22 protein-coding genes are annotated in these 24,022 nt (G+C 32.8%); 6 read left to right on the forward strand and 16 right to left on the reverse strand.

Going from position 1 to position 24,022, the window contains the following annotated elements; translation table 11 throughout:
• Window positions 1-212: 212 nt before the first annotated feature.
• The 4 genes from LC076_RS16375 to LC076_RS16390 form a co-directional block, all read right to left on the reverse strand.
• Window positions 213-2,759 (reverse strand): DNA translocase FtsK, encoded by a 2,547-nt coding sequence (locus LC076_RS16375; protein ID WP_226670181.1) that lies wholly within the window; start codon window positions 2,757-2,759, stop codon window positions 213-215.
• 896 nt (window positions 2,760-3,655) lie between these two features.
• Complete coding sequence (locus LC076_RS16380; protein ID WP_226670182.1) at window positions 3,656-4,462, reverse strand: DUF1444 domain-containing protein; 807 nt, start codon at window positions 4,460-4,462, stop codon at window positions 3,656-3,658.
• Window positions 4,463-4,594: 132 nt separating this feature from the next.
• Window positions 4,595-4,912 carry a thioredoxin family protein gene (locus tag LC076_RS16385; protein WP_226670183.1) on the reverse strand — a complete coding sequence of 106 codons (318 nt, stop codon included), beginning with the start codon at window positions 4,910-4,912 and terminating at the stop codon, window positions 4,595-4,597.
• Between the two features lie 597 nt (window positions 4,913-5,509).
• Window positions 5,510-6,010, reverse strand: coding sequence for a hypothetical protein (locus tag LC076_RS16390; RefSeq protein WP_226670184.1), 501 nt, complete (start codon window positions 6,008-6,010; stop codon window positions 5,510-5,512).
• Between the two features lie 207 nt (window positions 6,011-6,217).
• On the opposite strand from LC076_RS16390, the gene LC076_RS16395 reads away from it, so the two are divergent.
• Window positions 6,218-6,658, forward strand: coding sequence for a YtoQ family protein (locus LC076_RS16395; RefSeq protein ID WP_226670185.1), 441 nt, complete (start codon window positions 6,218-6,220; stop codon window positions 6,656-6,658).
• A gap of 135 nt (window positions 6,659-6,793) precedes the next feature.
• On the opposite strand, the gene LC076_RS16400 is transcribed toward LC076_RS16395, so the two are convergent.
• Entirely contained in the window at window positions 6,794-7,030 is a 237-nt protein-coding gene (locus tag LC076_RS16400; RefSeq protein WP_226670186.1) for a hypothetical protein, read from the reverse strand.
• A gap of 671 nt (window positions 7,031-7,701) precedes the next feature.
• Between LC076_RS16400 and LC076_RS16405 the strand changes: the two genes are divergently transcribed.
• Both LC076_RS16405 and LC076_RS16410 read left to right on the forward strand, forming a co-directional pair.
• Window positions 7,702-8,361: a hypothetical protein gene (locus LC076_RS16405; RefSeq protein ID WP_226670187.1), complete on the forward strand. Its 660-nt coding sequence runs from the start codon at window positions 7,702-7,704 to the stop codon at window positions 8,359-8,361.
• A complete protein-coding gene (locus LC076_RS16410) occupies window positions 8,354-9,409 on the forward strand; it encodes an alpha/beta fold hydrolase (RefSeq protein ID WP_226670188.1) in 1,056 nt (351 codons plus the stop codon). Before LC076_RS16405 ends, LC076_RS16410 begins: the two co-directional genes overlap by 8 nt.
• A gap of 790 nt (window positions 9,410-10,199) precedes the next feature.
• On the opposite strand, the gene LC076_RS16415 is transcribed toward LC076_RS16410, so the two are convergent.
• A complete protein-coding gene (locus tag LC076_RS16415) occupies window positions 10,200-10,721 on the reverse strand; it encodes a DUF84 family protein (RefSeq protein ID WP_226670189.1) in 522 nt (173 codons plus the stop codon).
• 69 nt (window positions 10,722-10,790) lie between these two features.
• On the reverse strand, window positions 10,791-11,864 hold the full coding sequence (locus LC076_RS16420) for a M42 family metallopeptidase (protein ID WP_226670190.1): 1,074 nt from the start codon (window positions 11,862-11,864) through the stop codon (window positions 10,791-10,793).
• Window positions 11,865-12,129: 265 nt separating this feature from the next.
• On the opposite strand from LC076_RS16420, the gene LC076_RS16425 reads away from it, so the two are divergent.
• Window positions 12,130-12,438 carry a PepSY domain-containing protein gene (locus tag LC076_RS16425; protein ID WP_226670191.1) on the forward strand — a complete coding sequence of 103 codons (309 nt, stop codon included), beginning with the start codon at window positions 12,130-12,132 and terminating at the stop codon, window positions 12,436-12,438.
• Between the two features lie 98 nt (window positions 12,439-12,536).
• Here LC076_RS16425 and LC076_RS16430 read toward each other — a convergent pair whose 3' ends face one another.
• Window positions 12,537-13,382 (reverse strand): YtnP family quorum-quenching lactonase, encoded by an 846-nt coding sequence (locus LC076_RS16430; protein ID WP_226670192.1) that lies wholly within the window; start codon window positions 13,380-13,382, stop codon window positions 12,537-12,539.
• A 171-nt stretch (window positions 13,383-13,553) separates the two neighbouring features.
• Window positions 13,554-14,204, reverse strand: coding sequence for a tRNA (guanosine(46)-N7)-methyltransferase TrmB (gene trmB, locus LC076_RS16435; RefSeq protein WP_226670193.1), 651 nt, complete (start codon window positions 14,202-14,204; stop codon window positions 13,554-13,556).
• A gap of 296 nt (window positions 14,205-14,500) precedes the next feature.
• On the opposite strand from trmB, the gene LC076_RS16440 reads away from it, so the two are divergent.
• Window positions 14,501-14,779, forward strand: coding sequence for a YtzH-like family protein (locus LC076_RS16440; RefSeq protein WP_226670194.1), 279 nt, complete (start codon window positions 14,501-14,503; stop codon window positions 14,777-14,779).
• Here the strand turns inward: LC076_RS16440 and LC076_RS16445 are convergent.
• The 7 genes from LC076_RS16445 to thpR form a co-directional block, all read right to left on the reverse strand.
• Entirely contained in the window at window positions 14,770-15,579 is an 810-nt protein-coding gene (locus LC076_RS16445; protein ID WP_413466003.1) for a phosphotransferase family protein, read from the reverse strand. The genes LC076_RS16440 and LC076_RS16445 overlap by 10 nt on opposite strands.
• A gap of 701 nt (window positions 15,580-16,280) precedes the next feature.
• Window positions 16,281-18,410, reverse strand: coding sequence for a type I pullulanase (pulA, locus tag LC076_RS16450; protein WP_226670196.1), 2,130 nt, complete (start codon window positions 18,408-18,410; stop codon window positions 16,281-16,283).
• Between the two features lie 86 nt (window positions 18,411-18,496).
• Window positions 18,497-19,426 (reverse strand): YegS/Rv2252/BmrU family lipid kinase, encoded by a 930-nt coding sequence (locus tag LC076_RS16455; protein ID WP_226670197.1) that lies wholly within the window; start codon window positions 19,424-19,426, stop codon window positions 18,497-18,499.
• Window positions 19,427-19,682: 256 nt separating this feature from the next.
• Complete coding sequence (locus LC076_RS16460; RefSeq protein WP_226670198.1) at window positions 19,683-20,639, reverse strand: NERD domain-containing protein; 957 nt, start codon at window positions 20,637-20,639, stop codon at window positions 19,683-19,685.
• A gap of 73 nt (window positions 20,640-20,712) precedes the next feature.
• Window positions 20,713-21,399, reverse strand: coding sequence for an LrgB family protein (locus tag LC076_RS16465; protein WP_226670199.1), 687 nt, complete (start codon window positions 21,397-21,399; stop codon window positions 20,713-20,715).
• Window positions 21,396-21,782: a CidA/LrgA family protein gene (locus LC076_RS16470; RefSeq protein WP_226670200.1), complete on the reverse strand. Its 387-nt coding sequence runs from the start codon at window positions 21,780-21,782 to the stop codon at window positions 21,396-21,398. The genes LC076_RS16465 and LC076_RS16470 overlap by 4 nt, the downstream gene beginning before the upstream one ends.
• Entirely contained in the window at window positions 21,783-22,376 is a 594-nt protein-coding gene (thpR, locus tag LC076_RS16475; protein ID WP_226670201.1) for an RNA 2',3'-cyclic phosphodiesterase, read from the reverse strand.
• A 708-nt stretch (window positions 22,377-23,084) separates the two neighbouring features.
• Between thpR and cysK the strand changes: the two genes are divergently transcribed.
• A complete protein-coding gene (gene cysK / locus LC076_RS16480) occupies window positions 23,085-24,014 on the forward strand; it encodes a cysteine synthase A (protein ID WP_226670202.1) in 930 nt (309 codons plus the stop codon).
• The last annotated feature ends 8 nt before the right edge of the window (window positions 24,015-24,022 follow it).

Below are 24,022 nucleotides of genomic sequence, written 5' to 3' on the forward strand. Positions count from 1 at the left end.
TTTACGAAGGGCCAGCAATTCTCACTATGTCCTTGTCCTTCATGCTAACCAACTCGCTGTATCTTCACAATAAGTCTTACTCAAAACATTTACATACCTATTCTTTAAATCAACAGCTTATTTCAAGGAAGACTTCTTTTAAGAAGCTCCTCTGAAATAAAACAGTTGATTTTATACCGATTTGGGATAATTATTAGGCTTTCTAATTGGCCTTAATAAGCACTACTTTCTTGGATACCATCTAAATCTTCTTCAGAAATAAGAATATCTCTTGGTTTACTTCCTCGGTTTTCAGAAACAATTCCTTGCTCCTCCATCATATCAATCAATCTAGCCGCACGATTATAGCCGACTCTAAATCTTCTTTGAAGACTTGAAGTGGAAGCACCACCTTGGTTCACAACAAACTCACAAGCTTCAACAAATAACTCATCTTCTTCAGATTGGATTGTTGCTTTTTTTACTAATTCATCTTGATGAAACAAATAATCTGGCTTTGCTTGTAGCTTAACATGCTTAACAACTCTTTCTATTTCTTCATCAGAAACAAAGGTACCTTGAAGTCTTACAGCCTTTGAAGATCCATTTTCTAAAAACAGCATGTCGCCTTTTCCTAATAGCTTTTCAGCTCCACTAACATCAATAATTGTTCTTGAGTCTACTTGTGAAGAAACAGAAAAGGCAATTCTAGTTGGGATATTTGCCTTTATTAAACCAGTGATAACATCTACAGATGGACGCTGTGTTGCAACAATTAAGTGAATACCACACGCACGAGCTTTTTGGGCAATTCGACAAATAGATTCCTCAACATCATTAGGTGCAACCATCATTAAATCAGCTAATTCATCGATAATAATAACTAAGTATGGAAGATGTTCACCTTGCTTATGCTCTTTAACAAGCTGATTATATCTAGTAATTTCTCTAGTTCCTGAATGAGCAAACAATTCGTATCGTCTTTCCATTTCTTCCACTGCCCATTTTAAAGCTGCTGTTGCTGCTTTGACATCGGTAATAACAGGACTAACTAAATGGGGTATATCATTATACGGAGCTAATTCAACCATTTTCGGATCAATAAGCATTAATTTCACATCATGTGGTGCCGCTTTATATAACAAACTGACTAAGATTGTATTAATACATACACTTTTACCTGAGCCGGTTGCTCCAGCAATTAACCCATGAGGCATTTTCTTAAGATCTGTTACGGCTGGTTGTCCTGAAATATCTAAGCCTAAAACAGCATTCATTGGCGATGGATTATTTCGAAACTCTGGACTTCTTAAAATTTCACGAAGGTAAACCATTTTACTAACTTTGTTCGGCACTTCAATTCCAATCGTATTTTTACCGGGAATCGGCGCTTCAATTCTAATATCTTTTGCTGACAAACTTAATTTAATGTCATCACTTAGATTTGTAACTTTACTTACCTTTACACCAGGCTCTGGATGTACCTCAAAACGAGTAACAGCAGGACCTTGAGTAACGTTAACTACACTTGCTCGAACATTAAAGTTTGTTAATGTGAGATCTAATAGTTCTTTTTGTGACTGAAGCCAAGTATTATCTTCTGTTAATTCTTGTGTTGGAACATTAAGGTAAGAAAGTGATGGAAATTGATAACCGCTTTCTTGTTCCTTCCCTTGAATTCGTTGCTTATCTCTCCCCAACATCATTACATTAAAAGGAAGAGTCCCCTTTCTACTATCCTTTTGTTGAGGTGTCGCTTGAACAGCTTCAACTTTTTCTTCTTTTGGTTGTTGAAGATGAACTCCACCTTTGGTTTGAGGATTCATTTCATTTTCATTACTCATTTCTTTAACTAACGTATCGTTAAAATTAGTATTTTCCACTTCTTGAAGGTTTTCCCTATCATCTTCTAGTTTTTCAACTTCAGAAGGTAAATCAGATGAATCAGATTCAGGTAAAAAATGATCATCGAAAGTATGATCTTCTGTTTTTTGAACATCAGTTGAAAGAATTGTCTGAAGAACTTCTTCCTCTATATCTATATCATTCTCCATTTCAACATTTTCTGTAGAATCTATTTCTTCATCGTAGAAGGTTATATCACTTTCTTCAGACAAATGATTTTTATCTACGAAGCTAGTTTCTACACTATTTTCATTTACCTTCCTCTCACTACCTAGTGAAATTTCACTAATATCTCTATCTATTTCTGTAGGACTTTGTTGGATTTCACGTTCTTCTAGTTGATAATCCACTGCATCATTTTGTTTATCCCTTTGCTGTTCATTTGAATCATTTAGCTCTCGGTTATAAGCTTTCTCTGTCACAATTCTTGAAGAATTAGGAAACCGCACATGATCAGTTTGAAATCCATAGATCGGAGATGGAGTGGTTGTTGGATGAAATGGCTGTTTTTTCTTCTCAAAAGCTGGCTTCTTTTCTTCTGATTTGTTGATTTGACGAAATGTTGTATTTTCCTTTTGTTTTTTTGCTGTTGGTTGATTCTCGCTTCGAGATGAACGCTTTGGTCTTTCTTCTCTTTCCCTTTTTATATGCGTATCATCTGGAATAACAGGAAATTTAAAATTACCTTTTGGATATTGATAAGATACTTTAGCTTCAGCATTTTGGGTAGCATTTTTTTGTGTATCTATCATTCGTTCACTTAAAACATTCTTTACTTCAGTTTGTTCCTGATTCCGTATTCCTTCAACCGTTTTATTAAATTCTTTTTCATCTTCACCTAAAAAGAAAGTTACTAGTTTTTTTACCCAATTCATTGTAATCACTCTTTCACATAATTAAAAATCAATGCTTTTATTTTGTTAGACTATGGCGTTAAATCTTTTGACCTAAGTAAGCAATAAAGAGCATATCTTAAAAGCATCGCTTCTTACTTTCCAATCATCAATAGTCTATTTAGACATACATAATCCTATCTTCTATTGTATCAATAAATGTCATGTTTTGTAGATAAGAAAAAAATCACTCACACTAATGAAAGATCACCTAATTAAAATATTGGCTCTAATGATCGATTTTTCGTACCAATCGACCAAGGTGTACGATAACTATTCTCTCAATAATGAAAAGCTTTACATAACATAATTACTAAGTATTACACTATCATTATATTGTTCAAGTATCTTTTTTCAATGTCTTTCATAAAATTTTATTCTTTAAAGTGATTAAACCACGAATCTTCAATATAAATAGAAAAAGAGGATCGCTTATTGAATATTTTCAAAAGCTACCTCTTTTTCATTTAAATACCTGTGAGCATACCATTCGGTTCTGCTACTGTTTTTTAGGGTGCATTATATCATTAGAATTGTTTAAAAAGGTGTTATCGTAAACCTCGTCACTGGATAAAAAATCGTAGGGAAGGTTAATTTGAGCTACAAAATACACGCTTTTCTCAGGGGCAGTGAGTCTCCTAAGTGCACAGCACCTACATAGAATCTCTCATCTTCCGCTCCAATCACCCCTAAATAGTTTAGTAAGAACTAAAAACATCGCAACATTTTGAAAAAGTTGTTTTCGTAAACTTTGTTTCTTTTAAATACCAAAGCAATCAGCACTGTATTAAGTACCTAGCAATAATTGTTCAGAAAAGAGCCTTAAAGAAAGCTTTTTAAAAAACTATTGTATCAAAAGCAAGGCATTTTCAACCAAATTAGCTATTATGTGGTTTATTTTTACCTAAAATGAAAATCGGTTCTAACTTCTTTTCTTCGTACAAAAAAGATAATGCAGTAATTGGTATGGTTCCACTTGCAAAGAAACTCATTGTTAACTGTGCCAATATATCAAAGCCTGTTTCATTTCTTACGTCCACAATTAGAAGTACATCCTGGTGTGGCACTGCTACTGCCATTTGACCTTCAATTTTTTCTTCAAATGATTGCAGTAGACTTTCATTTAAGATCCTACTTGCATCATATCCATCGTTTGCATTAAGAAAGTAAAATACATTTCCAGCAACAACATCTTCCTTAACAGTCGTATTTAATGACCTAACATTAAACAACGCAATTTCCTTTAACTGCTCTTTTGTCCATCCTTCTTTTTCCATCATTTTTTCATCAATCAATCGGTAGGTTTTCCCAAGGTCAAGAGCATAATAAATTCTTGTTTCTGCTGTATGTTCACTGTAGAATAATTTATTTCCCTCATTGCTTTCAGAGGGAAACGAAGTTGAACGAATAACAGGAAAAACAGATTTTTCCTTTCCAGTTATCTCCTGCTCTTCATTCATAACTACAAGTGCTTCTTTTACATAATACACAACTTCATCAATAGCTTTTTCCTTTGTATTCTCCCATTTTGATATAATTCTTGGTAAAGATAGTGTAACACCTTTATTTGAATGGAAATCCTCCACTCGTAAAGTATCTTTCTCACGATCAAAATCAAATTGCCACTCTGGTTTCGCAAGCTTTTCCTTTAATAACTCAACTAACTTCCTAGAAGTCATCTTCAATTTCATTTCCTCCTCTAAGAAAAGCGCAAGCCCCTTGCTCAAATCCGACAAGACATAAGACAGATAAGTATCTGACTTATACAAATTCAGCTGCTAGTGCTAAAGCTGGATGTTGTGCGCTTTTTATAAAACTTACTTTTTAACTTCATCAATAAAGCTTTGAATTTGTTCCTTTGTTTTTCTATCTTTATTTACAAATCGACCGATTTCTTTTCCTTCATGAAATGCAACAAAACTAGGAATTCCATATACATCTAACTCTTGGCATAATTCAATAAATTCATCTCGATCCACATAATAAAAAGTGAATTCAGCGTTTTCTTCCTCTATTTCCGGTAACACAGGTTCTATGATACGACAATCTGGACACCAATCTGCTGAAAACATTAATATAGTTTTTTGTTCCTTAATAATTTGTTTATATTCCTCAAGTGATTCTAATTTTTTCATCAAAAAAACCTCCAAATAGCTAAAATATAAAAGTTGAACGTATGATTAGTTCATTCCAATTCGTTAGTTAATTTATATTTGTGATCTTTTATTAAGGCTGTTTTCGTAAACTTTGTAGCTTTAACAACTCCAAGTAAACAGCACTATATAAAGCATAATGGCATCTTTTCTTCATAGTATAGTACCTATTTTGCTTTAACAACAATGTTTACACTGCATAATTAGGTCAATTAGCAACAATCTTTCAGAAAAGAGCATTTTATTAAACATATATAGTGTATATGATTACAAGTAGCGTTTCCAGTTTACAAGCTTTTAGCGAACTAGAAATAAGTCTGAATTAATCTGTTTCTACTCTTTGTACACTAAATATATCCTCTCTCATTATGCCTACTTAGGTCTCAGCTCTTCCTCTACTTCCAGAAGCCTTATTGTCACCGGCTCCTTTCCACTAGCTCTTTAAAATAGTAGGCAAAACCAAAAAAATATTGCAGTCAGAAAATAAAGACCCGAACAATTAGGCGAAAGATTAATTGAAACATCCTAATAATTCGGGTTATATTATTATCCTAAATAATTATATTTTAGCCACTTTTTCTACTTCATAACTGAATTTACAATGTACATCATATTTTGCACATCTTCTTCAATATTTATTGCATTGGATTCAGTTGTTAATTTAGTACCACCAATTCCTACTGTCACTTCATATTTATTTTTATCGATTTTATCAACAAACAAATATCCAAATTTGCCATTACTTTCGAATGATTTTAATATAAAGGGATTTTTATATTGACTTGATAAAGCTTCATAAGACACTTTACTATTTGTTTTTTCATTTAGATTAACAAATAAAATATAGCTTTGTTTGCCTTTTTCAAGTAACACATTATATTTATTCGTTTCCTTTATTTCAAATTCTTTAGGTACATAATATGAAAAAAGGTCTGTTTTTTTATTTGGTTTCTTAGGTTGTTCTTCAAAAGCTAGCTTAGTCTGGTTTATCGTTGCTTTCGTTAAGTCCTCATCAGATATGTTACAGCCTGCTAAAGTGAAAATGAAACAAAGACTCAAAATAAGCATATGTATTTTCACAAGAATTCCCCCTCAAGAAACTGATAGTAAATCTATTGGTTATTTTTATATCAGTACAATTTAGTATTCACATTGTTATAGGAAAATAGAACCTCTTTTATCATAACCCTTTCCATTTTGCATTAGCAAGATAAAGTAGATGATAAAAACACAGTTTATCATAAAAAATATGATAAGATTGAAGTATACTGATATAGGAGGGGTTTTATGGAATTTATTGTTTACTTAGCTGGTGAAATACATACAAATTGGCGTGAACAGATAAAACAAGAAGCAACAAATCGAAATCTTCCATTTCAATTTGTTGGTCCGATGGAAAATCATGATTTATCTGATTCTATAGGTGAAAACATCCTAGGCAAGCAACCTAACTCTATTATAAAAGATGATATGGCTTCAGGAATTAATAACTTTAGAACTAGTGTCCTCATGAATAAATCAGATATTGTGATAGCCTTATTTGGTGAAAAATATAAGCAGTGGAATACTGCAATGGATGCAAGCTCAGCAATTACCTTAAACAAGCCACTCATCATTGTTCGACCTGAACAACTCCACCATCCTTTAAAAGAACTATCTAACAAAGCGAATGTAACTGTTGAGAATGTTCAACAAGCACTCGAGGTACTATCTTATTTAGTAGAATAAACTCAATACAAACGCCTCGGGCAGTGCATTGGTCCTATAAAGCAAAAAAGGAACTGCTAGGTGATGGTTTACCTAGTGGTTCCTTTTTAAATAATAACCCCAAAAAATAGCATCTTAAGGTCTATCTCAAATTTCTTAGAAGATAATAGGGAATTTTTCCTTTTCATAAAATGTTTTAAACATACAGTATAGTGTCACAAATTGTTCACCTGACATAACCTCATCCATTTCAAAAAAATAAAAAAATGCCTCCATACTTTCTTGATCTATTTTTTCAATCATACCAAATTGAATTAAACATTCTTCAATATTATTAAATACTCTATCATACCCATAATCATTGAATAACTCTTTTAATTGTTTTTTCTGCAAAGTGCAAAATCACTCCCTCTTAAAAATATGAATAACTGTATCATATTCAATTCATATAGAAGTGATTAGTTGTTATCACCAGATCTTAATAAAAGGCTCTTTTCTGAACGATTGTTGCTATGTAACCAAAAATCATGGTGAAAACAGTGTTTTTTCACCATAAAGGTACTGTTTTTAAGAAAAGATGCCACTAGTACTTAATACAGTACTGTTTGCTTCAGGTATTTAAAAGCAACAAGGTTTGCGAAAACAGCCTAATAAAATTAGAAGATTTCCCTATGTAATCTTCTTAATCTTCCTTCTTAACTCTCGATACTTCTAAAAGTAAAGCGATGTTAGCTTATTGTGAGTTATATATATATTTAAGAATGGATTTTGATCCATGAGACTCCTCCTTATAGAATCGTTTCACAGTGTGACTCATGAGGGGGCCTCGATATGCAGAAGAAACAATGACTTTTTTAATTCCTAGGCCTAATCAATACAGTTTTTTAAAAAATCTTTTAAGCTAACCGCATTTTTTAAAAAAGGCAAGGGTGTTCATATCATTTTTGACACTCATTCTATTATTTCTTCCTATACTATAGAAAAAGGCTGCTCGTGTTAAAAAAACTAGCAGTTTATAGCTATTTTATTTGAACAAAAGTGATAATAGGGAGGAATAAATTAAAATGAGTAAAAAAACGACAGATGTTTTTAAATTAGTTAAGCAAATTGGTTTCAAACTAGAACATACGTTAAACAATTCTATTAAAGATCATCTTAATAATGAAGATGTTGCTATGGCAATGAATTCAGGAGGAAAAGTAATTGCACAAATTAGTGAGGCCATTCAAGAATATGTTGAACAGGTGTCTGCACAACTCAATCTTCCTACAAAAAAAGATGTTGGAAGACTTGGTAAGCTAATCGTACAATCTGAGGACAAATTGGATGATATTGAGGATGATATTAAAGAAGCAGTAAATTTATTAAGAGAACTTAAAATGGAAATAGACAAAAAAGCTACGAATGTAACAAATTACATGAAACCAATCTATCATAAAGGAAAAAAGACTTGGAAAAATAAACATGTACATCTAAATAGAAAGGTTTGTAAAAAACTTCATGACATTAAAGATGTTGTCACAGAAACGACAGCAAAGCACTCAATCTGTTATAAGCAAAAAGGGAAGACTGCAAATTCAAATATGGCTAACATAAAAAAAGAGATACTAGATCAACTTTTACAACCAACAACAAATGTTGACTTCAGTGAAGTAAATCATCTTCTTACTAAACTTTTGAAGGAAAAGATTGCTAAAAATAGAGGTTCTTCTAATCATGGATAAATCTGATCTCAGTCCTGATTATAATCTAGAACAGGAAATAAAGAGATGGAAAGGTTTTTTCAAAACAATAGCTAATCCTGATATTGAAGTCGGATTTACACCACGAAGTGCTGTATGGAAAAAAAACAAAGCAACTTTATGGTATTATCCTTCATCAAATAAAAAATACAATATTCCATTAGTTCTCATTTATTCATTAGTTAACAAGCCTTTTATATTGGATTTGGCACCAGGTAATAGCATGATTGAAAGCTTTACGGAAAATGGCTTTGATGTGTATTTGCTTGATTTTGGGATTCCTGGCTATGAGGATAAAGATATAACGGCTAGTGACTATGTTGTGAATTATATTCAAAAAGCAGTAAAAAGAACACTTCGCCATTCTAATGCAGAAGCAGTAACAATTATTGGATATTGTCTTGGTGGAACACTTGCTACGATGTATGCAACAATTGCTGAGGAGCCTATAAAAAACTTAATTTTATCCGTGTCTCCTATAGATTTTCAAACAACTCCTTTCTTTGATAAGTTAGCACAAGCAAACAAAGAAGGAAATTTAGATCCTAATAAGTTATTAGAGACAACTGGGATTATTCCAGCAAGCATGATTAAAGCCGGAATGAGAATGGTTACAAGTCCTTTCTATTTTAGTCCGTACCTCTCCTTATTAAATAAAGCGTATGATGAAGAGTATGTAGCTAAATGGAAACGACTAAATAAGTGGACAAATGGATATATTCCTTTTACAGGTGCGGCAATGAATGAACTTATCAATGAATTAGGAAAAGAAAATAAATTGATTGATGGTGGACTTTACATTCATAATAAAAAAGCAGACTTAAAAAATATCCATGCAAATCTTCTAGTTATTTCGACTGACTTAGATCAACTTGTCGTAAAAGAGCAAAACATTCGAGTCATTGATTTTGTTTCTAGTAAAGATAAAACTTTTTCACTCGTCAATGGAGGCCATACTACACTTGCAACAGACAAAGGATTACCTCCTTTTCTCGCTGAATGGCTCCCCCAACGATCAGAGCCTTTTTAAATTAGGCTTTATTTCGTAAACTTTGATGTTTGTAGAATCCTGATGGAAACAGAGGCTGGGACAAATTTAAAGATGTCATACAAAAAGACGAATAAATCTAAATTCAGCTAAAAAACAAGTTCGTTCCATTGCGCTGCAGACATAAGATTCGCCGGGGAGGAAGCTAAGCCTCCTCGTAAGCTGCGCGCCTGTGGGGTCTTGAGCCTTTCCTCTGCACCCGCAGGAGTCAAATGTCTTCCGCTCCATTCCACTAGATCTTAAAAATAGTATGCAAAATTAAAAAATCTAAATTGAAGACAGCAAAATAAAAACCAGATAAATTAGGTGAATAATTAAATGAAATATCTCCTAATATTTCGGGTTTATCATTTGCTTAAATACCTTATGTCCCAGCCTCCTAGTGGGATCTTTTCTTCTACAGTTTGTTCCTTTTATATGACAAAACACTACCTTCTAACAGAAAAATTATATTTAGCAACAATCTTTCAGAAAAGATCCTTACTTTGTAAGACTTTATAAAATTAAGTAGAATAAAAATAACATTTCATCATAGAGAAGAGGTTGGGACACTACGTAGTAATTAGCAAAAATTCCGAACAATGTAATAGCTAAGCGGATGAAATATACGTAGACTCCTGCGGGAAACAGAGGATCGGCTAAACCCCACAGTGAATAACACGAGGAGGCTTGCCGGCTTTCCGCGGAAAGCGGAGTATATTTCAGGAGCGACGTACACCTTCAACCATTGTTCGGTTTCTATTTTGTTAAATACTTATGTCCCAACCTCTTTTTATTTTATCACTTTAGTTTTATATAAATACTGTCCTATTAACAGGTTTGATAGCTCTGTAAACATTTTTGTGCGATCTACTAGACCATTAGTAAATATACCTATTGCTCCTTCTTTTTGACGGACATTATGTTTTTTCACATACTGATCCATAACATCACCTAACTCAAGACCATTAAAAACAAGATCTCCTATTTCATTAGGAATAATAATTCTTGCTCCACCTGCAACAATAGGTTGCAAGTGTTTATCAACAACGGCACCCCAGTTACATAAAAAATATCCAAAATCAGTTTTCACAAGTCCCCCTTCTAAGCCAACGCCAATATCTGAGTTCTCTGCATCACGTGCATTTTTTGCACGATTAATAGCTCCAGACATTGTTTCATTGTCAGATAAAGGCTGGTCAGACACATTGGATGGAACATCAACTGAAATAAAATCTCCTTTTAGATGTTGAGAAAATGCGGTTGTAACAGCATTAACTTTTGTTGGATTTTTTGTCCCTATTGCAATGATCATTTTACTACTCCTGTCAAAATATTAACTTCCATTCCTGAGTTTATTACATATAGTATTTTTTCTATATCATTAAGAGTGATCTTTAATTGTTTTAACTGTTGATGCATCACAAGATCTAACTAGACGCACTAAAAGCTCTTTCGCTGCAGCATAATCTTCTACGTGCATAATCGAACCAGAAGTATGGATATAACGGGAACAAACACCAATTACAATTGATGGAACACCCTGATTTGAAACATGAACTCTACCAGCATCTGTTCCACCTTGTGACACAAAATATTGGTATGGGATGCTATGAGTTTCAGCCAAATCTAATACAAATTCTCTTAAGCCTCGATGTGTGACCATTGAACGATCTAAGATTCTAAGTACCGCTCCTTTGCCTAAATGTCCAAATTCTTTTTTATCTCCACTCATATCATTAGCAGGTCCTGCATCTAATGCAAAAAAGAGGTCCGGATTAATCATATTTGCAGCAGTTTGTGCTCCTCGTAAACCAACTTCTTCTTGAACAGTTGCTCCAGAATATAATGTATGTGGTAACGTCTCATCCTTTAACTCTTTTAACAATTCAATGGCCAAACCACAACCATAACGATTATCCCAAGCTTTTGCCAAAATCTTCTTTGGGTTAGCCATCGGTGTAAAATCACACATTGGCACAATTTGCTGACCAGGCTTTATCCCAATTTGTTTTGCGTCATCTTTATTATCTGCACCAATATCAATTAACATATTTTTCATTTCCATTGGCTTGGAACGTTGTCCTTCACTTAACAAATGAGGAGGAATTGACCCAATCACACCGATTACTGGACCATTGTCTGTAATGATTTGGACCCTTTGAGCTAATAAAACCTGACTCCACCATCCACCAAGTGGTTGAAAACGAAGCATCCCATTGTCTGTAATTGCTGTTACCATAAATCCAACTTCATCCATATGCCCTGCAACCATAATTGTTGGGTCTTCTAGATTGCCTCGTCTTACTCCAAAAACACTGCCTAGTTTATCTTGAACAATTTCATCTGATACTTGTTCGAGCTCCTGCTTCATAAAATTCCTAACTTGATGTTCGTTACCAGGAGCACCAGGTAATTCTGTTAATGTTTTAAACATGTTTAACGTTTCTTTATTCATTATTAACCCTCATTTCAAATATGTATATTAGGAATGTTATGTTTTAAAATAGGATGCAGCAACATTTTACTTTCTTAACAAATGTGTCATTCAAATGGTTTCTCTTAACATGATATAATGTAATTTGTACTCTAACAAACAGATACACTTTAAAGAATGTTTATGACCAACTATGTTTTATATAACTTAGGCTGTGTTAAAATCGATCAACAAATGTGCTAAAAAGCATGAACTTAACATGACCAAAACTCAAGGGGTGAAATGAATGAAAGGTAAATATTTTATTTTAGGCTTAGGACTTGGTATTGCAAGTACATATTTAGTAAAGAAACAAGTGGAAAGAACAAAAATATCTTCTGAGAAAGCACTAGCAATAGTAAAAAAAGCCTTCAAAGAAAAAGGACCTATTGATGGCTCTTGGATATACACAATCCCTGAATCCTATTCAAATGAACATTTGACATATGAAGTTTACAAAGCTGGAATTTCTCGTACGATAGAAAATCAGCTTGAACAGTATGAAGCATATGTTGATGTCTATACCGGTGTTATTGTGCACGTTGAGAAACTATAATGAGTTGATGTCTATACCGGTGTTATTGTGCACGTTGAGAAACTATAATGAACCGTGGGGATGGTAACTAACTCTATAACATCCCCACTTCACATATTCTATGATCGATCACGTTCAACTTTCTCCAAAATATTTCCCTCTTCATCCCATTTTATTCCTCGATAAAATGCATCATGATAAAATGTAAACCATGCATTTTGAGATACACCAAACTTCAACCACTTTTCTTTGTTTTCAATAGATGTCATTGGGTAGTCATCATACGCAAGTACCCATAAAGGATTTTTATGAGCGTGAGTTGGCATTAAATCCGCCATATGAACAACTATATCTTGCCCATCCTGGACCACTACTACGCTATGTCCATCACTATGTCCCCCAGTATGATGCATCTCAATACCTTCCATAATTGAGATTGACGTTTCAAATGTTTCAACTTGATGTTGAATAGCTTGCCAATTTTCTTTCCAATATGTATTACGTGAGCGGATATTCGGATTTTTCATTTCTTCCCATTCAGTGAGAGACGTGATAATTTTTGCTTTTGGAAACACAGATCGCCACTGATCATTTTCCCTCTTTGTTAACCCACAAGCATGATCAAAATGCATATGGGTCATAAGAACATAGTGTATATCTTCTACTTCAAAGCCTAATGTCATTAGAGAATTCTCTACGCTTGATTCTTCTTTTACACCATAATTTTTTAATTGTTTTTCACTAAACTTTCCAGTTCCAACACCTGTTTCAATTAAAATATTATACCCATCTTTTTGTATAAGCAATGGATCTGTTCTTAGTTCAATTTGGTTTTTATCATTTACCGGATATTTTTTTGACCATAATGGCTTTGGTACAACTCCGAACATTGCTCCCCCATCAAGAAATGTTACTCCACCATTTAACCAAGTAATCTTCGTTTGACCAATATGAAGTGTTTCCATATAAATCCCTCCCCATATATTATTTTATCATAACTATATTCTATGATGGTAAGGAGATAATAGTCATTCTAATGATTTCTCACTTAACCTAGTATCATCCTGTAGCCTTAACTGGATAAAAAACAACAACAAAAAAGGAAAACAGTAAAATCTACTATTTCCCTTCAAAAATTATCTATCTTCATTCATATATTTTGCTTCGACTCGATATATTCTTTGACCTTTTCCAGAGAATTTCTCTTCATATTCAGTCATAATATTTCCTTCAAAATCACTTTGATGAAGATCTAAGCAAATGAATTTCAAGCGTAAACCATATTCTGAAAAACTGATCAATGAATACTCAAATAGGCCTTGGTTATCTGTCTTGAAATGAATTTCTCCACCTTTAATGAGAATTTTCTCGTATAAAGATAAAAATTCCTTGTATGTTAACCTTCTTTTTGTATGGCGAGCTTTTGGCCATGGATCTGAAAAGTTTAAATATACTCTCTGAACTTCATTTTGATCAAAATAATCTGTTAAATCTTTTGCATTAACATTAAGAAGTTTCAAGTTTGAAAGTTGTAAATCAACTGCTTTCTGAATGGCAGCAACTATAATACTATCAAAAAGCTCAATGCCTATATAATTTATATCTGGATGCTGTTGAGACATACCCGCTAAAAATTGACCTTTACCAGTTCCAACTTCAATATGAATGGGGTTATGATTACCGAAAACCTCATGCCATCTTCCTTTATATTGCTCTGGATTTGATATGGCATATTGAGAATGTTCTGTTATAAAATCATTTGCCCAAGGTTTATGACGTAAACGCATGAAGACACCTCTATCGAATTATTATCGTTCTAAAAGATACCATGAAAGTTACTTGTTCGCAAGTATGAAAAAATGTTAAAAATAGCTTAATTTGAAACAAGAAATAAAAAATAGATAGCATCATTTAATTAAATTTTCCTTCTTAAAACGTAAAAAACAACCAACGCATAAACAATAAAAATAGAGGCAGACTCTATAGTCTACCTCTATTTTCTACAACAAGCGATATATCGTATATTTTTACTCAAGTAATGACAAATTATAGTTAAATCGTTTTATGAAAAGGAGTGTTTATTTTGCCAATTCAGTATCATGATCAAGTAAGTTTATTAAAAGATATCTTATCAGAGCATCAAAGCGAATGCTGTGGAACAGTAGCAGAGTGTGAACAACTTGAGAGAGTTATAAAGTCACTTATGGTTAACTCTAACACTACTCCTAATGTAAAGAATATGCTTGAAGAAATTTATACTTATAGTCAATCAGGTAAAAACTCGAAAGAACTGGATCATCATATCCAATCACATCAAGATCAATTATCTCAATGGGTCGAGAATATCAACACTTATTCTTGAGAATCTATTTTTATCTTTTTGATAATGACTGAAATATGCTCGATCCAATTATGCATTTCCTTGTTATTATTTTTGGCATGGTACCATAAAAAGGATGTTAGTGCTTGAAGTAGCACATACCAATATATTCTTGTTTTCAAGTTAAAATTAAGTTCTAATCCATATGATGAAAGCCACTCTTTCCAATCTGCTTCATCAATATACCAATATAATAGTATACCTATGTCAATAGCAGGATCAGCAATCATTGCTCCATCCCAATCAATTAAATATAACTGATTTTCATCAGAGATTAACCAATTATTATGGTTCACATCACAATGACATACAACCTGATCATTACATTGAACATCTGGCAATTGATTAATTAACATGTCAATTGCCTCTGTTATTTCAGGAACGGCTATTTTCTCGAAAACAACCGCTTGCTTTATATCTTCAATAATGGAATTAGGAGTTAGCGGTTGCTTCCCTAATCGTTTTAACATATCCAATAGCTCTTTTGAGCGATGAATTTTCCGAAGAAGTTCAGCAACATGCTGACCATGCATATCTTTCGCTTTTAGTTCTCTCCCAATAAGACGATGCTGAGCGGTAATAACATCTCCATTTTCCATTCGCTTCGTCCAAACTAATTTTGGCACAATTCCTTCAGCAGAGAGCACAGCTAAAAATGGAGAACTGTTTCGCTTAAGAAAAAGCTGCTGTTCATCTTTTGTTGCAAAATATGCATCACCTGTTGCACCACCAGCAGGTGTAATTTTCCACTCGCTACCTAATACTTCTTCCAACCAGTTCACCTTCAATTTCAACCCAACATTTCATATAAGTATTTGAAAAGCACAAGCATCTACATTTGTATCACAATATTTAATGAATACTTTACATTTCACAGTCACACAAAGGCGCTTGAACTAGACTCTAAAACATCAAGTAAAAAAACTTATATATTATATTTTATATTTATGTTCAAGGCTGTTTTACATACTTTGCTGTTTTTTAAATTGTTAGGTAGAACAAAATCGCTCCACTTCACTTCTATAATACCTTTAAAAATCAACAATCTTCTAAGAAAACAGCCATTTTAAAAACCTAATCTATATTATTAAACTTCAATTTCTTTTAAATTTTTCCGATTAAAAATGTAGTCCAAAAAATATAGTAACTTTCATTGATAAAAAGCGCAACAGAATTTACACTTAATAATTATAAGTTGTCTAAAATAAACAAAAATAACTCATCAAAATGTACTTTTTTCTTGAAATAAAAAAGATAGCTAATAGTGATTATAGAATAAACACTATAGCCATCCTATTAAATTTTATCTCCAAATTATAACCTTAGTCAAGTAAAAGTAGAAATCCCACTTTTTTCAAGGTTCTTTTCTTTTTTTAGGTGAAATCCGTTCAAGGAAAAACGACTAAATAGATAAAACCCTCATGAATAACACTTCAATGTGTCACCTAAACCTATATACATGAAGGAACGATTGTTACACATTCTACTGTTTACAAAAAACATACGTCCCTAACTCCTTAATATCTACTTGTTTTTCTACTTTAATAGGATTATTTATTCGTACCTCATGAGGATTTGCGATTTCTTTCCAGCCGTAAGAAACAGGTAGTTCAATCGAATAAGAAGCATCTAAATGGTTATTGTGTACAACATATATATCATTCCAAGGACCATAGCTTTTTACATTTTGTAAGAGATAACAAATTAACTCTGGTTCCTGGTTATCAAAAATTAAATGCTCCTTAATTAAAGAAGAAGATGGTAAACGAAAAGCTCCATGGTGCTTTCTAAGTTGGATTAAACCTTTTATATACTCAACATTGTCTTTATGTGTTGATCGATCAGTCCAATTAATCCAATTAATTTCGTCTGATGAATTATAACTATTTTCAACACCTTGTTTAGATCTGAAAAATTCTTGAGCTGCATGGATAAAAGGAACCCCTTGTGAAAGAAGGACTAAACTAGTTGCCAAACGATGTCTAGCCTTCCTTACCATGATATTTTCATCAGGCGCATATAACTGAAAACGATCCCACATTGTATGGTTATCATGTGATTCAACATAGTTGATTGATTGATGAGGATCTTCAAACATATTTGCCGATCCACTTATTAAATTTTTCATTTGTTCATTTTTTTCCAAGTTAGTGTATACAAAGCCACAATCTTTCACACTAAACGTGCTACCTTTTACCACATCTCGAAATTGATCATTAAAAAAGCTGATTTTGGGTATTGCATTTCCGTTAGCAATTGTTGTTTTTTTATCAGCTGATAATGGTGTATTTAAATCCCAGCCTTCACCAAGTAAAAAAGCATCTTTTTTGATTAAAGAAATGTTGTTTTGTAACTCTTTCATTGTGTCAATATCCATAATCCCCATTAAATCGAACCGAAAACCATCGATGTCATATTCTTCTAACCAATATTTAGTGCAATCAATAATAAACTTTCTTACCATTTTACGTTCTGAAGCAAGATCATTTCCTACACCAGTGCCATTAGAGGCGAACCCATTTTCATCATGTCTAAAATAATAACCTGGTAACAATTTTTCGAAAGAAGAATTTTCCTTTGAATAAACATGGTTGTAAACAACATCTATAATAACTTTAAGACCATTTTCATGAAGTTTTTGAATGAATTTTTTCACTTCAATTATTCGCTTGTAAGGATTCTTCGGATCTTTTGAATAACTTCCTTCTGGCGCAAAAAAATGGAGTGGATTATAACCCCAGTTATACGAATCTAAGGGGGCTTTTTCGTCAACTTCCTCAAAGTCGTTTATAGGTAACAACTCAATATGTGTGACTCCAAGCTCTGTCAAATATGAAAGACCTGTTGAATCACCTAAGCTATTTTTTGTGTCTGATTTCAACCATGCTTCATATTTCCCCTTGTCTACCATTCCACTATCCTCATGTATTGAGAAATCTCTAATATGAGCTTCATAAATGATTGCGTCAGTTTTATTTTGAACGGAAGAGGTATTTATTTTCTTAACCGCTGTTTTTTCTTTATCAATAATAACTCCATGTACCCCATTTATTGATACAGCGATTGCATAAGGATCAACTACTTCGTTCCAAATTAAATTCACACAAGCAAGATACGTATACTGGATATATTCATAATCACCGTTAAGCTCAATGGACCAAGTCCCTTTTTCACCACGTATCATGTCATAAGTTCCATATTCATTATTTTGCTGATCATAAAGCCTAAGTTTTACATAAGTTGCAGTAGGAGCCCATACTTTAAAGAATATTTTATCTATTGAATATAAAACACCTAAATCATTACCTTCATAGTAAAACAATTTGTCAAATTCACTTGATCGAATGACTGCCCCTATTTGTAGATCTGTCTCCAATCCAGCTTCATCAGTAATGTTATACGTTTTTCCAAATTCAATAGTACACGCTGGCTGACATATATATTTTCTATAACCTTCAATAAAAATCTTTTCTTTTATTAATAAGTTTTCACTATAATCTTCTAAATTTAATTGAAACAATTTATGATCACAATCTTGGTCGATTGGTATAAGAATCGTTATTTCATCCATAGTATCTAAAAACGCTTCAAACGGCCTATTTATACTTAACAAATTAACGACCTCCCAGACGAGAGTTTCTTTTCATTTTTTTTATAATTTATTCACCAGTTGAAAAACTTCTATTTTAGCGGCTTCCCTTAAATAATAATTGATGTATGTGATTTTTTTACAGATATCTTAACAGGACATTCACCAACTACATCACCATCAGCATGTATTAGTACATTTGATTCAGCATTAGCTGATATTTCTTTACAGATTAATTCCTTTATTGCATTTCCCTTAAAACTTTTACTAAAGATAGGGAAAAATAGGAGGATGAGAAGTTTCAATCTATTCATTTCACTAACAATCGCTATATCGATATTTCCATCTGTTGAAATAGCATTTGGTGATAAGAGCAAATTCCATTCTGTATTAGGTCGATTGGAAATCGTTACAAACCATACATTTTCATAACTAGCAAGCTCACCATCAACAGTCATATTTATTGTGAAAGGTTGATAATTCCATAGTACCTTTATTGAGCTTGTCATAAACCTAACATGCCTTATAAAAATCGAATTATTTTTATTATCTAATGTTTTTGCTTTTGTATCTACTAATTCCGCATTTAACCCAAGTCCAAGACGATTAATAAAAGATCTGCTAGACCCTTTCTTTTCTATATGAAAGTCTCCAAGATCAATAGTTACTTCGGATTTAGTAAATTGCTTCATTAAATACGTTAATGCCCTAACTGAGTTTGATGGGATCTTTGTTCCTCTAGAAGAATTTTTTCCACTTCCTGCGTAAATAAATCCTATTTGAACTTTATTTAATGGATTTAATCCGTTAACGATCTCATTAATAGTGCCATCTCCACCAATGCCTATAATCGTTTTCAAACGATAATTTTGGATCGTAGCAATCTGTCTAACAAGAACTTCTGCATGTCCAGCGTACTCTGTATAAAATGATCGATAAGAAATTTTTCTTTTTTCAAGTTCTTTTTTTATTTTTTTCCATGTTCTCATCGATTTTCCATGACCAGCTTTGATGTTAATAATAAAAAATAATCCATTCATGTTATGGCTCCATTATCCATATTATTTTATGTATGTTCACCTATTTATGTTCTAGCTTATAAAAAGCCTTATTTTTGTTGTATATTGGGATAAAAAGTTGTAGTAAAAGGGAGTTTTATATAAAGGTGAGACAGTATAATTCTTTTACAATATGATGGTGTCTAGCTCAAGCGCCTAGCCCATCAGTAATGACCAAGACGCTTTCATTCCCCTTACTTCTTACGTTTCATTTAACAAGCAATTATACTTTTATCTATCAACTAGATGGTTCATTCCATTCTGTGCGATAGTAAGAGTTTGTTAAACAATGAGACAACAGGACCTGTGCTGATTTCAACTGAACATGTTTTAATGGTGCAGAAGATTGTCGTATACGCTGAAACCAATTTTCATATGTTCGTTTATCTAAGATGGTAATATCATAGGGTGCAAACGGGTAGTCAATATAACCGTTTCGACTAATAACCAATTTCTTTACAGGTAGGTCGATCTGTTGTGATGCAAGAAGTTTTTCTACAACTGTACCTGTTCTATTTAAGCTAATCAGAGGGTTTAGAAATTTCTTTTCATTTTCTCTATGACGTGCCACCCAAAATTTCTCTTTTGAACCTGTAAAAATAGTTTCATCTACCTGCTCAACAAAAGACAAACAATATATTTCAGTTGTTCCAATTAGAATAATTTCTAATTCAACCGGTGCATTTTTCAATTTAAAAATAGGTCGATAGAGCAATAAATACTGATCAGGAAGTCGTTTCATAAAATAAGGTAACAGCTGATCTCGATAAATTGATTTATCAACAGACGATTTTTCTCTTAAAGTTGAACTAGCCCAACGTATTTGAAAACGAAAAATATAATCTAAAAATAGATGTTTTAAATCATCGACTGTTTTTGGGATTGTTGTAAATTGAAACTGCAATTCTTCATCATTAACTGCGGCATCATTAACGAGCGGTTTGATTTCTTGTTTTTCGATCTCGTCTTTAGAGAATTTACTTTTCATTTTTTGAACAAAAGTTTGTTTCACTTCTTCTTCTTGTTCTTTCGGTACTTCACTTACTTTCATCACTGTGTGAAACATATTATTTTCCCATGCTTTAGAAACCTTATCCCACTGCTGTCTCTTTAAACGAATAAATTGACTCGGATAACGATAAGCATCAATTTCATATCTTGAAATATAATCATAAAGCTTAATTAATTGTGCCAATCGAATTTCAGCTCCTTAATTCTTTAAAGCAAATAAATGAATAGTTGTTACAATCCAACTAAATAGTAAATATCTAGTTAATAAATGATGTGATGATCGGACATAAAATACTAGTAAAAATCGCACTTATTGTTAAAGAAATGGAGCTGACTGCTCCTTCAACACTCCCCATTTCCAAAGCTCTTGCAGTCCCAATTCCATGTGATGCCGTGCCAAATCCAATTCCTCTTGAAATGGAATTCCTTATTTTAATTTTTTTTAACACATAAGGACCCATCATCGCACCTGAAATTCCAGCAACCATTACATAAACGGCAGCTATTGCTGGAGTACCACCAAGTAATTCGCTGATCTCCATTGCTATGGGAGTAGTAACAGATTTAGGTGCAATTGAGTAAAGTAGCTCCTTGTTTACTCCTACTAATAAACTCATTGTTATTCCACTGATAATACCAATGAATGAACCTATAAAGACGCTAATAAAAATACTGACTATGTTTTTCTTTATCAGTACACGATGATCGTATAATGGAATAGCCAATGCTACAACAGCTGGACCTAAAAGTTCATCAATCCACCTTCCACCATTCATATAGCTCGTGTAAGAAATATTCATTATAAGTAAAGTGCAAACTGTTATAAAACTGGAGGTGAAAATAGGAACTAGCATCGGGTGCTTAACGTGATGATACAACTTTTTCATTAAAGCATATAAAGTAATTGTCATTATAATAAAGAAAATAGGTAGAAATATTTTCATAATGTAAAATCCTTACTTTTTGTCATTTCCTCACCTTTATTCAAAAGTAAATCACTAATGAAGGAAGACACGACCATCACGATAAACGTACTAAAAAAAGCAATAACTATTGTTAATAAACCCTTTCCCTTAAATAGCTCTAGATAATCTATTACCCCAACTGTAGCTGGAATAAATAATAATGGTAAATGATTTAATAGAAAAGATCCCCCTAGTGAAAACCATTTTCTCTTTACCACTTTAAAATATAAAGCGATAAATAATAATAACATACCAACAATGCTACCTGGCACAGGAATATGACTTACTGATTGAATGAAGCCACCTAAAAGATAGATCATATATAAAAGGGCAATTTGCAATGTAATTCTTACAATTTCCATTTACTTTTCTCCTTGTAGAGCGTCAGAGTATAAAGGGAAAATATCAATTGCTTCATACTTTGGAATTCGATCAAGATGTGTTTCATAAAAATGAATCTGTTTTATGTTAAATTCATTTTCTACCTCACTAAACACATGTATATAATCGTTTGAATAATGAAATGGTTCCTCTGAATTCCATTTTCGTGCAATCGTAATATGTGGAGCAAATGGCTTAGAATCCAATTTAATACCATTTTCTAAACATGCTTTAAATACCTTTTGTTGTAAATCAACTAACGCTTTAGATTCTTCCAAGGAGACCCATAAAATTCTTGGCGAATCTTTTTTTCCAAATATATCAATTCCTTTGACTTTCAACTGAAAAGATGAATTCATTGCTACAATCTCTCTTACAACCCCCTTAATTTTCTCTAGTTTATTTGTGTCTTCAACATTTCCTAGAAACGCTAGCGTAATATGATAGTCTTCAGGATGTACCCAAGATTTAAATGCTAATTCGTTTTTATTCGTTGAGATCCATTTTTTTATGTTATTACCAATGTGATCTTCTATCGGTACTGCAATAAAAAAATGAGGGTGATGTTTTTTCATACAGTAATAACCCCTTTTTTATCAAGAAATGACAGTTATTTATTATTATATTTTATCCCACAAATCTATGTATTAAAAGTAGAAGAAAAACGCTGGGGACCTTGATCAATTCTGGACCATAAGACAATTTAGATCTAAACACATAATAAAGTGTGTATTTTATATGCAAACAAACTTCTCAATTTTTATACCTAGTATTTTCATAAGAATTTAAGATTTGATATAATAGAAATTTATTGATAGTTTGTACTTTCGCTACAAATACTTTTAGTAAGGCTCTTTTCTGAACGATTGTTGCTATATAACCAAAATTCGAAGTGAAAAACAGTGTTTTCCCGCTATAAGGGTACTATGTTATGAAGAAAAGATGCCACTATACGTAATACAGTGCTGATTGCTTAGGGTATTCAAAAGCAACAAAGTTTGCGAAAACAGCCTTAAGTAAAAAATGTTATTTTAACAAGGTGTTCTGTTAACTTGGTTGTTGATTTATTTACACGTTTTTTCTTAGGGAAGGAATACTATAAAACCATTTCTTCTAACGGTTTCGTGACACCTTCGACGATTGTGAACTGTGGGATCTCTCTATAAACACAACTCTAAGGTAGAGCTCTTAGATTTAACTATGACTATCATTAACAATGATTAAAACCATTAACATAGAGCTTAAACAAGCCTAGTAATGAATTGAAAAAGGGATGTGAAGCAATGAAAGTTGTGAATAATGTTGCTGAATTAATCGGTAATACTCCATTGGTTAAATTGAATCGAATTAATCCAAAAGAAGGTGCTGCGATTTACTTAAAACTAGAATTTTTTAATCCTAGTGGAAGTGTAAAAGATCGTGCTGCATATAATATGATTATTGAAGCTGAAAAGCAAGGGTTATTAAAACCAAATTCAACAATAATTGAACCTACGAGCGGAAATACAGGAATTGGAATCGCAATGAATGCTGCTGCTCGTGGATATAAAGCGATCTTGGTGATGCCGGATACGATGACCTTGGAAAGAATTAATCTCCTAAAGGCATATGGTGCTGAGGTTGTGTTAACACCTGGTGATGAAAAGATGCCAGGCTCTATTAAGAAGGCAGAGCAATTAACAAAGGAAATACCTAATGCATTTATGCCTATGCAATTTGATAACAGTGCAAATCCTGATGCACACCGTTTAACGACAGCTAAAGAAATTGTTGAAGCTATGGATGAGATTGGTAAACCACTTTCAGCTTTTGTTGCAACTGCAGGTACAGGTGGCACAATAACTGGGACAGGAGAAGCACTAAAGGAACATTATAAAGATTTGACTGTTCATGTTGTTGAACCAGCTGGCTCACCAGTTCTATCAGGTGGTAAACCTGGCATGCATAAATTAGTTGGTACAAGTCCAGGATTCATTCCATCGATTTTAAACCAAGATGTTTATGATGAGATCTTTAAGATAGAAGATGAACAAGCATATGATATAACAAGAAAGCTAGCACGTGAGGAAGGTCTGTTAGTCGGCCCATCTTCTGGTGCTGCCTGCTATGCTGCTATAGAAGTAGCTAAACGACTAACTCCGGATGATGTTGTTGTTTGTATCGTATGTGACACAGGTGAACGCTATTTATCAAGTGATGTATTTGCCTTTTAAGAGAGTTA

Origin of the sequence: Metabacillus litoralis (genome assembly GCF_020524045.1) — a bacterium.
Classification (GTDB): Bacteria; Bacillota; Bacilli; order Bacillales; family Bacillaceae; genus Metabacillus; species Metabacillus litoralis_C.

What these genes read in the sequence shown, in the direction of transcription:
- LC076_RS16375 (WP_226670181.1), bottom strand. Translation starts at nt 2,759, where the DNA reads ATGAATTGGGTAAAAAAACTAGTAACTTTCTTTTTAGGTGAAGATGAA.
- LC076_RS16385 (WP_226670183.1), bottom strand. Translation starts at nt 4,912, where the DNA reads ATGAAAAAATTAGAATCACTTGAGGAATATAAACAAATTATTAAGGAA.
- LC076_RS16395 (WP_226670185.1), top strand. Translation starts at nt 6,218, where the DNA reads ATGGAATTTATTGTTTACTTAGCTGGTGAAATACATACAAATTGGCGT.
- LC076_RS16405 (WP_226670187.1), top strand. Translation starts at nt 7,702, where the DNA reads ATGAGTAAAAAAACGACAGATGTTTTTAAATTAGTTAAGCAAATTGGT.
- LC076_RS16410 (WP_226670188.1), top strand. Translation starts at nt 8,354, where the DNA reads ATGGATAAATCTGATCTCAGTCCTGATTATAATCTAGAACAGGAAATA.
- LC076_RS16415 (WP_226670189.1), bottom strand. Translation starts at nt 10,721, where the DNA reads ATGATCATTGCAATAGGGACAAAAAATCCAACAAAAGTTAATGCTGTT.
- LC076_RS16420 (WP_226670190.1), bottom strand. Translation starts at nt 11,864, where the DNA reads ATGAATAAAGAAACGTTAAACATGTTTAAAACATTAACAGAATTACCT.
- LC076_RS16425 (WP_226670191.1), top strand. Translation starts at nt 12,130, where the DNA reads ATGAAAGGTAAATATTTTATTTTAGGCTTAGGACTTGGTATTGCAAGT.
- LC076_RS16430 (WP_226670192.1), bottom strand. Translation starts at nt 13,382, where the DNA reads ATGGAAACACTTCATATTGGTCAAACGAAGATTACTTGGTTAAATGGT.
- trmB (WP_226670193.1), bottom strand. Translation starts at nt 14,204, where the DNA reads ATGCGTTTACGTCATAAACCTTGGGCAAATGATTTTATAACAGAACAT.
- LC076_RS16455 (WP_226670197.1), bottom strand. Translation starts at nt 19,426, where the DNA reads ATGAATGGATTATTTTTTATTATTAACATCAAAGCTGGTCATGGAAAA.
- LC076_RS16465 (WP_226670199.1), bottom strand. Translation starts at nt 21,399, where the DNA reads ATGAAAATATTTCTACCTATTTTCTTTATTATAATGACAATTACTTTA.
- LC076_RS16470 (WP_226670200.1), bottom strand. Translation starts at nt 21,782, where the DNA reads ATGGAAATTGTAAGAATTACATTGCAAATTGCCCTTTTATATATGATC.
- thpR (WP_226670201.1), bottom strand. Translation starts at nt 22,376, where the DNA reads ATGAAAAAACATCACCCTCATTTTTTTATTGCAGTACCGATAGAAGAT.
- cysK (WP_226670202.1), top strand. Translation starts at nt 23,085, where the DNA reads ATGAAAGTTGTGAATAATGTTGCTGAATTAATCGGTAATACTCCATTG.